Source organism: Methylacidiphilum caldifontis (genome assembly GCF_017310505.1).
In the GTDB taxonomy this organism is placed as follows: Bacteria; Verrucomicrobiota; Verrucomicrobiia; order Methylacidiphilales; family Methylacidiphilaceae; genus Methylacidiphilum; species Methylacidiphilum caldifontis.
Window position 1 is genome coordinate 1488786 of the sequence record NZ_CP065957.1, and the last position, 13685, is coordinate 1502470.

Here is a 13685-nt window from a genome sequence, read left to right on the forward strand (position 1 = left end):
CTTTTTTTATTATTTAAATCATTAGGCAAATTTTGTTTATTTTTGTGAAATAAAAAAATGAGTGTTGCTTTACTAAAAGAAGTTATTTAAAAGATTTTCTTTTTGGTTTTTTCTATTCTTCAGCATAGCGAAACGCTATAGCATGATAATAAGGAACAGTCCTATTTAGGTTAGTGTCATACATTCCCCCTGCCGTATTCATGACAAAAGGATTAGCGATCGGAATGGACTTATCTTCGATGATTAGCCCTTGAGCCCCAAGTTCTCTTGCTTTCATTGCAAGAGCTCCAATAATCTCTGTTTTTGGGGTGCCTTCTGCACCCCTGGCATTAAGTTCAGCAATTTTATAATACTTGCGTTTTGGAGGCTGGGTCATAATATCAAGATAGCGGGTAGGACTGTAAGTCTTGGAGCTGAGCCGTTTGACACTAACCGATTCCTGGTGGACACAGCTTAATAGAAAAAAACAAAAAAGAAAAGTCAGTTTGGCCAGTGTAGGTTTTTTGGTATTCATGGATTTAAACAGTTAAGGATTAGCTGTTGTGATAGGCAAAGGAAAGATTTGAACTTGTCCTGATGACACAAGTTCCTGAACATGTTTTTTAAGGTTTTCCTGCTGGATCTGTTGGATTAGAGCCGGTTTAAGTTCTTCAAAAGAAGGGATTTTGTAAGGACGCACGGCCAACAGTTCAATGACTTCCCAACCAAGGGAAGAAAGAATAGGACCCCCTACTTGGCTAGGTTTTAACTTTTCAACAAGAGAAAGAGCCGAAAGTACGAGATTTTGACTATTGATCCAGCCCAGTTCACCCCCTCGGTCAGCTGTTCCTTTCTCAAGAGATTCGGTAGCTAGCAGAGAAAAATCCTCTCCTTTTTTTAGTCTTTGCATGATTTCAAAAGCTTTTCTGCGGGTAGGGAGAACAATATGCCTGATTTTGTATTCGAATTTGGGAGCTGTTTTTAAGAACTCTTTGTATTTGGCATAAAGTTCTTCTTGAGAAGGTAAAGAGCTGTTCACTACTTTTTTAATGAGCAGTTCAGCGAGTATTTTGCGGTTTAATTCATCCTGAGTTCTGATCGCTTCTTTGGATCTATCCAGCTCCAGTCTTTTGGCTTCTTGCACCAGTAATTCTTGCTGGACAATGGTGGCTAAAGCATTTTGTATGGCTTGAGTATCGGGGTTGGATACTCCTGCTTTCTTAAGCTCATTTAAAACAAAGGATTTATGGATTTCAACGCCATTGACAATCGCAAGAACTTAATAAAGAAAATAAAAGATTATTTTTTGGTGGTTTGCGTTATTGGCAAGTTTATGGGCAGCAGGTGGCTTATGACGATGAATCTTTGAAATGGACTTTTGATGAAGCCCTTACGTTAACGAATTTTCAGGATTATTTTATTTTCCAGCACCTGTATGCCCAGGATTATAACACTTTAAGTTTTGGTTCTAACTTAAGCCAAAGTTTTAGAGCCATTGGGTCGCCCGCTTAATGGGATGGGGGAGTTCGTATAATCCATTTTTTTGCCCATGGCGAGTTCAAAATCTTAAATCAAATATGGACATGTGGATTTTGGGGGGATGGATAATCTTTTGGCATGGTATACCGTGGTACTTTTTTGGAGATACGGGTTTTATTGGAAGAACGGTACTTCATTCATCAACATGAAAGGTATGGGATTTTACAATCCGCAAGGAGCCGTTGCTGCCTGAGAGTATCTAGGGGATGTGGGGGTGGGGCTAGATATTATACATAAATATGGGACGACGATCAGTGCGATGGCGGCATTTCCAGTGATAGCGATCAATGGGTCCCTGGATCAAAGGTGCAACGAAAGGCAGGGTGGCGATTCAATTTGGCTTAAGATAGAATTTTTAATGAGTTGTTGTGTTATGAACAAAAAAATGAGTAAAAACCAGAGTAATAGGGTAGAGTTTGGAACTGAGGAAAAGAAATGAGGATAAAAAATGATTTTGTGGACTAATTAAAGGGAAGAAATTTTTAAGATTTTTATTTTTTCTTTAACAATATTAAAAAATCTGTGATAAAGATTAATACATTTTTGAAATATAAATACAAAAACAAAGAAGGTCATTGAAAAGATTGTTCTTAAGGAAACTTTATAAAGCGATTTTGATATTGGCGGCATCCCTTTGGATAGGGCTGGGGACAAAGGGATGGGCAGTTCCTGGGGCTGGTCAATTGCCAGGACATGGAAGTGTTGTATCTGGTTTGCCAGGGACGACCTATACTCAAGCTGCTGGGACTAATACTGCTACACTCACAATTCCTGCTGGTAGTAATACAGCTATTTTATGGCAGAGTAGTGGAGGGACATTAAATGTTGCTGGAAGTGGTCCAGGTTTTAATGTGGGATCTGCTGCGACCTTAATTATAACAGCTGGTGGTGCTGGAAGCAGCTTATTAAATGTGGACACCACAGGCAGTCCTTCTTATATTATGGGAACTCTTACTGTAAATTCTTCAGGTGGTAATACTCTACCAGTATATGTGGCCAATGGAAGTGGGATTGTTGTTGGTCCTAAGGCATCAATTACGGCTCCTTTGGGGCTTGGACTCTTGGGTTATGATTTGAGTAGTCAAGCATCGAGTTTTAATGGAACAGTGAGTGTGGCGCCAACGACCGCGGGCTCATCGGTTACTGTACAATCAGGAGCTACTCTTAATGCGACTGGAGGAGCGGTTACAATTGCAGCACCTACGGTGAATGTCGGGATTGCTACACCAACTTCTTTTGCTGGGGTATGGGTTAATATTTTATCTGGCTATGCTTTTACTACTGGTTTAGGTGCAAATATTTTATTATTTTCTCCAATAACCAATGCGACTGCTGGGGCGACTGCGGGTTCTATTACCATTTCAGGTCCTGCATCTAGTTCTTTTATCTTTCCTTCAAACTCTTATCTGCTTTATTCTGGGAACATTACCACAAGTGGGATCCTAGATCTCTCTACTCTTGGTGTGTTGCATTGGGGTACATTTAATCCTTCAAACTTAGCTGCTGCTACCTTTACGAATAATGGGACCATTACATGGGCTCCGAATAATTTCCATGTAATAAACCAATCTAATTCAGGATCACTTGTAAATAATGGATCGATTCAAGCTGGGACAGCTGATCTTGTCATTAATGTTGGGGGGAGTATTACCAATAATCCAGGTGCTACGATTGATGGGGGTGGGTTTAATGTAAAATTGTTAGCAGGTACGACATCTGCCCCCGGAAATGGGATAGGAGGAGGGATTGTTAATCATGGAACCATTAGTGGATTTAATTCAGTCCAACTTTTTGCTTCTAATGTCAATGGGATTGGACCTTATCCAAAGGGGGGAATCTTCAGTGATGGAACCATTGCGATTACCAATCCAGCAGGGAATGCCAATGGTAGCACTCTTATTGTAAAGAGTGATAGCGGGAATGTTTTCCTTGGAGGAACAGTGAATATTGCTGATCCAAAGGGTCTAAACGCTGCGGACCTATCAGTACCAAGTGGTCAATTTTTCACCCTGGGAACGAATCTTATGGCTGAATTCGTGGCCGCTTTTGGTGGAAGTTTTGTGGGGCCTGCTACAATTACGACCGAGACCATAATTTTTGATGTTACTGGCAATGTCAATAACAGGACAGGGAATAATCCATTAAACAATGGCTTTCATCTTGCTAACGGACCCTGGGCTCCCAACACTTCTATATATGTTACTGCTAATGGTGTGGGCAAGCAGGCGATTAACCTTGCTATTAATGGGAATGCATCGGTTACCTCTGGTTCTACTTATACGTTTGCTAATTCAAGTAGTACAATTGGTGGAGTAACTACACCAGCTCCCAATGCAGGAAGTAATCTGCTTGTGAATGCTTCTGGAATTTGACCGTCAACGGAAGTTTTCCTTTTCCTCATGCTTCACTCAGCAATTTCGTATTTACATCTGCTGCCTTTAACTTTCCGGGCGGGATAGTATTTATGTCTGGTGGAACGCTAACGGTCAACACCATTGTTGATAATGGGTATACAGGGACAGCGGTAGCGGGACAGGGAATATTCTTCCAGGCTCCCACGATTGTGACAACAAGCCCAGTGATTACCAGTGGAAATACATGGGTAAACTTCAGTACGACGCCCAGTACGGTACCCGCTATTTATTCAGCAACTCCGCTGACGACAATTACACCAAATATATTTAATGTGGCATTGAATCCTGGTGCTTATCATGTCAGACCATTTAGCCCATAAAGGCTGATTAAAAATGAAGATGCTTTGAAAAGGGAGGTATTCACTCATTGCCTCCCTTTTTTATTGAAGCATTAGGCAAATTTTTTTATGTGAGAGAAAAAAAAGCTTTTGCTTTTCTTAAAAATAGTAATGAAAGATTTTTTTAGGTATGAAACATAAAGATTGACATGAGGATTACGATTTTGTAAAAGGGATGTCCCTAAACTCAACCAAGGAAAAAGTTGAACAGGAGAATATTAACAAAATTAAGGAAAATAATTTTTTCTACAGGCTTACTGTTCTTAATCAAGCTATCTTTTATCAAAGCCTATGCTTTTGTTCCTCCTGCTCCAAATCAGCTACCTGGCCATGGTTTAGTTGTGAGTGGGTCTGCTTCTTTAAATCCACCTGGCAACACTCTTCATCTTGGATCTCAAAACACCTCTATTTTATGGGGTGGAACTTCTTACAACCTGAATCCCAATCAACCGGGAGGGTTTAATATTGGTTCTAATGCTCATTTTGGAATTGTAAAAAATTTTCAAGGCTCAGCCTTAGCTACAGTACTTAATGTAGATGTAAGCGGTAACCCCTCTCAAATTTATGGGAACCTTACTGTTGCCGGTGATGTTGTGTTCTTTCTTGCCAATGGGAGTGGAATCATTGTTGGTCCTTCTGGTACTATTAATGCACCGGCTGGAATTGGTCTTTTTGGGTATTCGTACAATGCAGCCAATTTCAATGGTACTGTATCTATAGCGAAAGATAGTCCGGGAAGTTTTGTTCAAGTGATGAGTGGAGCGACATTACGTACTGAAAAGCCTGGAGCCATGATCCTTATTGCTGCTCCAAGCTCGGTTAATGTGGCTGCTGCAAGTGCTGAATCTGGAACGGGAGGGATAGTCGCCAAAGGTGGGTTAATCTCATAACAGGCTATGCCATCAGTGGATATAATGGTTACACCTTTTCCATACCTTCCAATGGTGCGTTTACAACACAAGGAAGTTTAACCATTACGGGTCCTACGGGTAATGATCCTTTTGTAATTGCCACAGCGATCAGTAATGGCAGCATAACGACAAATGGCACTGTGTTACTTCCTCCAACGGGTGCTCCTGGTCCAGGAAGCTTGGTTTGGGCTACCACTCTAACCAATAATGGTACTCTTGCTTTCTCTGGTCCTTTGTCTTCCGCCAATAGATCTTTTAGCGGTTCTTTAATCAATAACGGTTCCATTGTATCGTTTAAAGATCAAGATGTGATGATTAATGTTAATGGATCTATTGTGAATAATTCGGGTGGGTTAATTCAGGGAGGACAACCGGGAGAAGATATCGACAACAATGTAGTTCTACGAGCATGGCAAGGGGGACTTGTTAATTACGGTACGATTAGTGGTCATAACAGCATCATTTTGGCCGCGATGAATACCACGGGTAGCGGTCCTTATTCTGGAGGAGGCATTTTTAGTAATGGAACCATTAATTTTAGTGCTGATTCAGGATCCTCTTCCTTTGTTTTTAGAAGTGTTACGGGCGCGGCTTTCTTGGGAGGAACAGTTCATTCATCGAACGAAAATGGAATTACGAATGGATATTTCCAGAGTAGCTCTTCTCCTGTTGCCCCTTTCACCCTTGGAACTAATGTAATGATTCAAAATGTGACCTTTAATGGAGGAAGCCTAGTGGGGTCTGGAGTGCTGACCACCGAGTCCATTAATATTACAGCTACAGGTAATGTAAATAATAGGGTGGGGTCTAATCCCCTTCAAAATGGGTTTCACTTAGCCAATGGGCCATGGGCTCCAATAACGAATATTACGATTAATGCCGTTGGATCAGGTCCTCAAGCGATCAATCTTGCCATTGCGGGGAATGCCTCGATCAATTCGGGGAACACTTCAACGTTTTTAGGTACAAGTAGTTCCCCCAGTGGACTTACTCTTCCTGTTCCTAATGCGGCAAGTAACCTGCTTGTTAATGCGAGTGGTAATCTAACAGTCGATCCCAGCTCAACTGGTCCAGCCCATGAATCAATGAGTAACTTTATATTTGGCGTTAATGGCTTTAGTTTTCCAGGAGGTATTGTGCTTATTTCAGGGAGCGCATTGACTCTTAACACGATTGTTGATAATGGGTACACAACTTCAGCTAAGGCAGGTCAAGGGATATTCTTCCAGGCTCCAACAATTCATACGACTAGCCCTGTGATTACCGATGGAAATACTTGGGTGAATTTTAGTACACAACCTTCTTCTGTTCCTGCAATCTATGCAATCAGTCAAGTTGCTTCTGGAGTTTACAATGTTACTCTTAATCCTGGAGCCTTTCATATCCGTTCTTTTAGTCCTTGAAAGCTGACTGAAAAATAAATCTTTAAAAAAAGGGAGGGAAAATTGTCCCTCTCTTTTTTTTGGGTTGAAAAAGAAAAGAAGGAAAATCATAGTCCTAGAAAATGGAAAATTCGGTTAGTAACAATAAGAGGGTTTGGGATAAAGAATATAGTTGGCCGGAAGATGGTGAAGAATGGAATGGACAAGCAAAGGTTTGTGGTGTGCCTTACGAGCTATGGAAACAATCGATCATTGATACATTTTTTCTTCCTCATATTACAAACAACTCTGTAGTGCTCGAAATCGCTCCTGGGCATGGACGATGGACCTGTCATCTTTCAAAGCTTTGTAAAAAACTTGTTGTTGTGGATTTAAGTCCAAACTGTATTGAGTATTGTAAGAGAAGATTTTCTGGTTGTAATAATATTTTGTATTATGTCAATGACGGTCTTTCTTTAGGAATGCTTGAAGACCAATCGATCGATTTTATTTGGTCTTTTGATGCATTTGTTCATATGGACGCTTCGGTCATTCAAAGTTATTTTTATGAGTTTAAAAGAGTTTTAAAGAAGAATGCCAAGGCTATCATACATCATGGGGGAAGAAATCATTTGAGTTTATTTTTAGGGTTTTTAAAAGATTTGCACCCTAACACAAGAAAACTCTATCGATGGATCTCCATGGGATACTCAAACGATGACGATGGATGGCGATCGGTCGTTTCCAAGGAGCTGGTTTTAAAAATGGCTAAAAAGGCCCGCCTTACTGTAGAAAAGCAGATTCAAAGATGGGGTAAAGGAAATATTTTTGGCGTGCCCCGGTATAATGATTGGATTACGATCCTCTTGCAATAGGTTAGTTTTGTTTTATGTCCAAAAAAAAGCGATCGATATGCTTGGTGTGTCCTCAAGGAATTGACCAAGATAGAAATATTCGTTTTAGGTTTTTTTATGAATCATTGGCTTTGGATCTTGCTGAGGGGGGATATGAAATTTTTCTTCTTTATTATTTAACTTCTCCTTTAAAAAAAAGCTCATTTGTTTTCCCAAAGAACCTTTTCGATCATTACGGAGTCTATCCTTGTTTCATAGAAAACGAGATAGAGGGAGTTGGTATCTGTGATCCCATTCCCATCAAGGTTTCATATACTCTGTTTTTGTGGCTTAAGGAAAGAAATTTTGATTATGTCCATTTTCCCTTTGAGGGGGGAGTGGGATACTATTCAATTCTAGCGAAGTTTGAAGAGCTAGCTTTTCAGAACACATGTCTTGGAATTAATCTCTTTTCTTTGCCTTTATTAACAAGAAAAAATAAAGAATACAGTTTTATTAGATCTGTTGAAAATTTATACGAAGATTACATGGAAAAGGAGAGTGTTAGATGGGGAGATTTTTTGGTTACAACCAACTCCTTTTTTTTGAAAACCTTAGAAACAACTGGATGGTCACTGCCAGAAAAAAAGGGTTGTCTTGGTTATCCATTCCATCCCTCAATCATTCAAAACAAGGCATGGAGACAAACGATTCAGCGGTTAAATATTCCCATGCAGATTGTTTGTGTTGGAGGATCGGAAAAAAAAAAAGAGATTAACAAAGCTTTCTTAGAAAAATATCCACACCAATTCGACAAGATTTATTTTTTAGATTTTTTTAAAGGACTAAAAGAGAATGTAAAAGATAATGAAGTAGGTATAGAAGAAATACAAAACTTATTGTACCTATTGCCCAACCCTCTTCTTATTGCCCTGGAAGGCAAAGAAGGATTAGAAATTGTCTTTTTAACTGCTTTAGTTTTGGACATTCCCATGATGGTTAGTCTCGAGGCAATTGGATATTTTCCTTTTGAATCGATGGCAAGGGAAAGACTTGTTTTCGAAGACCTGAACGATCTATTTATAAAACTGGAGTTGATCCTGCAAAGAGAATGGCTTTTGGGTTTTGATGAAAAAACTTTTAGGGGAAAATGGGTACAGTGGCATAAGGAATTTCCATTGTATTCGAAAATGACCCAAAATATAAGAATAACGGATCGTCAACCTAAAATTTCAGTTGTCCTCGTTCACCATGACAGACCTCGATATCTGGAACAAGCCATAAACTCTCTTTTAGTCCAACGCTATCCGAACTTCGAAGTTGTTCTTATTGATGATGGAAGTGAGAGGGAAGAAAGCCAAGTCGCTTTGAAAAATTTTGAGAAGATTTTCAAAGAAAAAGGATGGATTCTTTCCAGGGAATCCAACCAATATCTAGGAGCGGCTAGGAACCGTGGAGCAGAGCTAGCTTCGGGAGAATATCTTTTGTTCATGGATGATGATAATATCGCAAAATCGAACGAATTAGAAATTTTTGCTCAAGTGGCAATTTGGACCGGTGCTGATATTTTGACAGCGGTAAAAGACTTTTTTACTGGAGAAGAGCTTTTCAAAGATAAATCTATTCGGTTACTGAGTATTCCTTTGGGAGGGGACTTGGCTTCGGGTTTTTATGAAAATCGTTTTGGGGATGCCAACGCTCTTGTCAAAAAAAAGGCCTTTGAAGAGTTGGGAGGGTTCACGAAGGATTTCGGAATTGGACATGAAGACTGGGAATTTTTTTCAAAAGCTGTACTTTGTGGTTATAAACTTCTGGTCGTACCCTTGCCTCTTTTCTGGTATAGAACGGGTCATACGAGCATGTTAAGTAACACTCTGAAAGAAAGGAACTTTTTTAGATCTCTTAGAGCCTACATCGCTGGTGCTGGAGATAAAGAATGGCTCAAAGGGGTTTTGCTACTCGCGCATTATCTTTACTTGGAAAAGATATTTTTTTTGTCTCGCAGCTTCGAAACAAAAGAAAGAATTTTTGGAATGGAAAAGTCTAAACTAATAATCAGTTTGCTTGAAGAAGAACTAGACAAAGAAAGAAAGGAAAAGGAATTATTTTTGGCTCGAATAAAAACTTTGGAAGAAGAACTTGAAAAAGAAAAAAAGCATGGGCTTATTGGAACGATGCGTCGGATAAGCAAAGAATATGAAAGAGCTAAGAAAAGGCTTTTGGGAAAATGATCGGTTGTTTACTCTAAATCAGCAAAGCTTCTTATTGAATGATACAGTTTTTGGGCTAGTTCTAGAAATTTTACCCTAAACAACACTCACTTGACCAAAGGTAAGCTGTTGAAAGTTTAAGCTAAGCCCCCTTGTTTTATGTCTTTGTGGCCGCTCAATCTAGGGGTTTATTAAAAAAGCTTGCAGCCAAAAGTTGCTTTGTACATAAACCTTTAGCTGCAGAGGCTGCGGCGTTGCCTATCTGCAGTTCTGATTTGCAGAATTATACATGCAGAATTATACACAAAGGCAAAGTCTATAGTCCTTCTTATCCTCTCAAAGGGAAAGATATGCACCTACCGACAAAACTTAAAGACACTATTCTTTAAAGAAATCAGGTTGTTCTTCAAAAGGAGAGTTAAGAAGAAAGTGGGTTAGGGGATTGAGCCCGATGTGTAAGAGGTCAGGATGAAGTTTTAGATAATTTTCAGTTGAAAATTTGGGATGTGGGTTTTTTAATTCTTTCCAACCGAATAAAAGAAAGTGAACAAGGGGGTTTATGCCCATTGGTTGGATTTCTGGACATTGACTTACGTAATACGAGGAATCAAAATAGGGGCTTGGAGAACGACCCTCTCTGCCTCCATGTTCAATATAATGTTGAAGTGGATCTACACCTGCAGCAAGAACATCTGGATTTTTTTCAAGGTAATAATGGGAATCAAAAAGCAAGGAATTTCTGATCAACTCACTCAGCTGTGCCTTTTGTCCTTCAGATAAATTTTCAAAAGAAAAGGCTTTTGATAAAGGAAAAGATTTTGGTTTCAGTAGGGTAGTTTCACTGAACAAAAGATTGATTACGTAACGGGCTCTTTTGAGTTTTTCAGTGAGAGTTTTTTCAGTATTGAAGAGTCCCAAAGGAACGTATCTTTGTCGCGTTTCGGCTTGATGAGAAGCCAGTTGGAACTGAGACATACAACTACCCAGCAGTGCCTGGATAAAAGCCTTGTAGGAATGGGGCAAGGAATCGAAATAACCGTGAAGAAATGAAAGGAAAGATTCATCTGTTGAAGCCCTAGAGGCTACCCATATCAAAGGTTCAGGGAACACCGAAGCTTTAATGCCTTTCATTCCCAAGAAAGCGAGGAATTCCGACCGTGCTCTTTCTGGATTTTTCTCAGTGAAATCTGATTGGTTTTGAAGAAAAACTTCTTTTTCAATGATAAAAGGAAAATCTCTAATCGGTAAAAGAAAATGTCCTAAATCTAAGGAGTTTCTCAAGAATGGGATCTGGAGGGCGTAGAGCTGATCATTGTTATTTAAAAGCAAAGGATTTAATCCAATGAAGAAGCTTATTGAAGAGCTTTCATTGTTAGCTAAAAAGCTAATTAACGGCTCAACAAGAGCGGGATTTAGATTTTCTTCTTCTTTTAAAAAAAGAACAAATTTGGCTTTGGCCTGCCTAACCAAAGATTTCCATCTGTCTAAAAAAGAGATCCATGGAGGGAAAAAGAGCTGGTACACTCCATTAGAAAGAGCTATAGGTGAAGAGTTTGTTTCAATAGCTCTTTGTTCATCCATTCCAAAAAGCCATTCGATTGATTCATTTGTAGGGAAAGCGGTAGGTGGTTGTTTTTCCCCATGAAGAACATAACAAATACTCAATAAAGGAGTATCCTTTTGGGGATCTGTAGGATTATCCTTTTTATTGCTTAAAGTTAACGTTTCTTTCTCAAGAGCAAAGGAGAGATAATTTTCTATGTTTGGGTAGGCGTTTTCATTATGCTTAGTAGTTCCATAAAGAAGGATTTCAGTCGATGAAAGGCAAGGCAAATGAACAGCTTCGAGCGCAAAAAAAGCTATGCCTTTTGCGACTGGTAATATGATCTGGTCATAATACCTGTTTTTTAGATAAGAGTATAAAGCAAAGGGAGGCCTAATCGCTTTTGTACAAATAGGGAGGTTGAGTAATTCAGGGCTTTCATCAAAAGGCAATTGCCCTATAGCCATTCCAAGCTCAGCAACTGAAGATGAAAATTCTTTCTCTGGGGTTCCTTCTGCTAACAGTAGACTGATCTGAAAATTTGGATCCTTTGGCTGTCTTTTAGCTAACTCCCAGGCTTCGTCATCGGCCGGAGAACTAAAAACAATAGCTAGCCTTTTTTTATTTTCAAGCAAATTTGGATTTTCTTCTCCTTGTTGCAGCCTGAAGAGTAACCATTCAAAATCGGTAAGTAATTGTTTTTTAAATGTGCTGTCAAAAGCTTTTTTTCTTAGAGAAAGAATAGATTGATATGCCCATTCTGCCCACAAGGGTATGTTCCATTCTATGCTTGGTTCATGCTTTAGTTCTGGCTGAATAATCTTTAGGATTTCAGTTTTTGTTGCTTCTGTTAAGTCAATGTCAAGAGCTTGAGTTAAATAAGAAAGCTCAGCATCAAAATCTTGAAACCAGTTTTCGAAAACGACAATGGCTCGAAGCCTGTCTAATGAATGTCTAATGGCATCGAAATTATAACGAAGCCAAATTTTCAGTATGCGTTCTTGGGGGATCTTATCCCTGAGATGAATAGAATGAACAACATCACGTGGATTTCTAACCGACAAGATAAAGATGGGTTCAGCTTGAAGTTCTATCCAGATTTTTTTGTAAATAGGCAAAAATCTACTTGTTCTTGGATCTTTGAACCCAAAAACTCCACCGTTTTCTTCCATTCTTTGGGATAGCACTTCCTTGAGTTTTTGTTGTGCATTAAGGAGAGGAGGTGATAAAAAAAAGTCTTTCGGGTACGGATCAACCGAGTTTTCTTTCCACCAATCGAGTCCTAGTTGGATTAAAAGTCCATCTTGTATGGCGACAATCTCTTGATCTTCCCAATATCCTTTTTTATTGTGTTCATTGGCACCAATGAGATTTTTGCCAAAGGGAATTCCAAGGGTATTGAGAATGTTTCCCAGCAGAGAAGTCCCACTGCGATGCATGCCCAGAACACAGTAAATTTTGTTTTTGGTGCCTACCCATTCATTCATCTGCTGAATTAAACAAAACAATCATTATAAGAGGATCGAAATATACACTCAATAGAAAACAAATTGTTTTCTTTTTTCTGGAAGCTAATCATAATAATCAAATGTTTTTTGGAGATAAGAGTGAAAAGATGAGTTTCTTTTCTATTTTTTTAAAAAAAAAGGAATCAGTACCTGTGCAGGGTCCAAAAGGGATTAGTATTCTTGGTCATAGAGGGTATGTTGGAGGTCTTTGGGAAGAGATAGGAAGACTTCAGTTTGATTTTGTTTTGAATCAAGGACTAAAACCACAGGATGTTCTTTTAGATATTGGATGTGGCGCTCTTCGAGGAGGAGTTCATTTCATCAGGTATCTGGATAAAGGGTGTTATCTAGGAATAGATCGTGAAAAACTACTCATTAGAGCTGGTAAAAAGGAATTAGGAAAGGAGTTATTTAAACTTAAAAAACCTGAGTTAGTTGTTTCTTCATGTTTTGAATTTCACAAATTTTCTAAGAAACCTGGCTGGGCACTTGCCCAGTCTCTCTTTACGCATCTTACAAGGAAAGATATCGAGGATTGCCTGAAAAAATTAAGAACGGTCATCATTCCTCCATGTTTATTTTTTGCGACCTTTTTTATAGAAAACGAGCCAATGAAAAACCCTGAAGTTTCGGATTCCTTGGGTTACTTTGGCTACACCCTTGAAGAGGTTCAGCAAATGGCTAATAACCAAGGTTGGCACCTAGAATATATTGGAGAATGGAATCATCCAAGAAATCAAAAGATGGTCAAGTTTTATCTATAAATCCACTGTCTTTAATCCTGAGAAAAGGGAAGATTTCCCTTGATCAAAATACACAAGTTAACTGTTAAAGGGATTTCTGTGAGTGTTTTGGTTGCCGTTTGAATATATCGAACAATCAACAGAAGGCCCTAAGTAACACAGGCTCATTCCATTCGAATGATCATTGTTTTTTCCCATAGGCTCCTAATCATGAGCTAAGAGTTGACCTCTCAATAGATAAAGAGTAATAATTCCAAAATTCCCAACTTTAAGACAAGGACCACCGTGCTATTAGGAAAAAAGAGA

At 39.1% G+C, this 13685-nt stretch carries 14 protein-coding genes; 10 read left to right on the forward strand and 4 right to left on the reverse strand.

Features of this window, described 5'->3' with window-relative positions; genetic code table 11:
• Positions 1-112: 112 nt before the first annotated feature.
• The gene (locus IT6_RS06955) at positions 113-514 is read right to left on the reverse strand and encodes a hypothetical protein (RefSeq protein WP_206825743.1); all 402 of its coding nucleotides are present in this window, start codon (positions 512-514) and stop codon (positions 113-115) included.
• Between the two features lie 12 nt (positions 515-526).
• A complete protein-coding gene (locus IT6_RS06960; RefSeq protein WP_206825744.1) occupies positions 527-1123 on the reverse strand; it encodes a peptidylprolyl isomerase in 597 nt (198 codons plus the stop codon).
• A 170-nt stretch (positions 1124-1293) separates the two neighbouring features.
• On the opposite strand from IT6_RS06960, the gene IT6_RS06965 reads away from it, so the two are divergent.
• From IT6_RS06965 to IT6_RS06985, 6 genes are all read left to right on the forward strand, one after another.
• Complete coding sequence (locus IT6_RS06965; protein WP_206825745.1) at positions 1294-1491, forward strand: hypothetical protein; 198 nt, start codon at positions 1294-1296, stop codon at positions 1489-1491.
• Positions 1492-1579: 88 nt separating this feature from the next.
• A complete protein-coding gene (locus tag IT6_RS10520; protein ID WP_256433988.1) occupies positions 1580-1711 on the forward strand; it encodes a hypothetical protein in 132 nt (43 codons plus the stop codon).
• A gap of 21 nt (positions 1712-1732) precedes the next feature.
• Entirely contained in the window at positions 1733-1957 is a 225-nt protein-coding gene (locus tag IT6_RS06970; RefSeq protein ID WP_206825746.1) for a hypothetical protein, read from the forward strand.
• A gap of 181 nt (positions 1958-2138) precedes the next feature.
• Complete coding sequence (locus tag IT6_RS06975) at positions 2139-3890, forward strand: beta strand repeat-containing protein (protein ID WP_206825747.1); 1752 nt, start codon at positions 2139-2141, stop codon at positions 3888-3890.
• A gap of 92 nt (positions 3891-3982) precedes the next feature.
• Positions 3983-4252: a hypothetical protein gene (locus IT6_RS06980; RefSeq protein ID WP_206825748.1), complete on the forward strand. Its 270-nt coding sequence runs from the start codon at positions 3983-3985 to the stop codon at positions 4250-4252.
• 221 nt (positions 4253-4473) lie between these two features.
• Positions 4474-5160, forward strand: coding sequence for a filamentous hemagglutinin N-terminal domain-containing protein (locus tag IT6_RS06985; RefSeq protein ID WP_206825749.1), 687 nt, complete (start codon positions 4474-4476; stop codon positions 5158-5160).
• 28 nt (positions 5161-5188) lie between these two features.
• On the opposite strand, the gene IT6_RS10525 is transcribed toward IT6_RS06985, so the two are convergent.
• The gene (locus IT6_RS10525; protein WP_256433989.1) at positions 5189-5320 is read right to left on the reverse strand and encodes a hypothetical protein; all 132 of its coding nucleotides are present in this window, start codon (positions 5318-5320) and stop codon (positions 5189-5191) included.
• Between the two features lies 1 nt (position 5321).
• Between IT6_RS10525 and IT6_RS06990 the strand changes: the two genes are divergently transcribed.
• The 3 genes from IT6_RS06990 to IT6_RS07000 all read left to right on the forward strand — a co-directional run bounded on the left by IT6_RS06990 (position 5322) and on the right by IT6_RS07000 (position 9606).
• A complete protein-coding gene (locus IT6_RS06990) occupies positions 5322-6584 on the forward strand; it encodes a hypothetical protein (protein ID WP_206825750.1) in 1263 nt (420 codons plus the stop codon).
• A 101-nt stretch (positions 6585-6685) separates the two neighbouring features.
• The gene (locus IT6_RS06995) at positions 6686-7417 is read left to right on the forward strand and encodes a class I SAM-dependent methyltransferase (protein ID WP_206825753.1); all 732 of its coding nucleotides are present in this window, start codon (positions 6686-6688) and stop codon (positions 7415-7417) included.
• Between the two features lie 14 nt (positions 7418-7431).
• Entirely contained in the window at positions 7432-9606 is a 2175-nt protein-coding gene (locus IT6_RS07000) for a glycosyltransferase family 2 protein (protein ID WP_206825755.1), read from the forward strand.
• A gap of 357 nt (positions 9607-9963) precedes the next feature.
• Here IT6_RS07000 and IT6_RS07005 read toward each other — a convergent pair whose 3' ends face one another.
• Entirely contained in the window at positions 9964-12615 is a 2652-nt protein-coding gene (locus IT6_RS07005) for a sulfotransferase family protein (RefSeq protein WP_206825759.1), read from the reverse strand.
• Positions 12616-12743: 128 nt separating this feature from the next.
• On the opposite strand from IT6_RS07005, the gene IT6_RS07010 reads away from it, so the two are divergent.
• Positions 12744-13400 carry a class I SAM-dependent methyltransferase gene (locus IT6_RS07010; RefSeq protein ID WP_206825760.1) on the forward strand — a complete coding sequence of 219 codons (657 nt, stop codon included), beginning with the start codon at positions 12744-12746 and terminating at the stop codon, positions 13398-13400.
• The last annotated feature ends 285 nt before the right edge of the window (positions 13401-13685 follow it).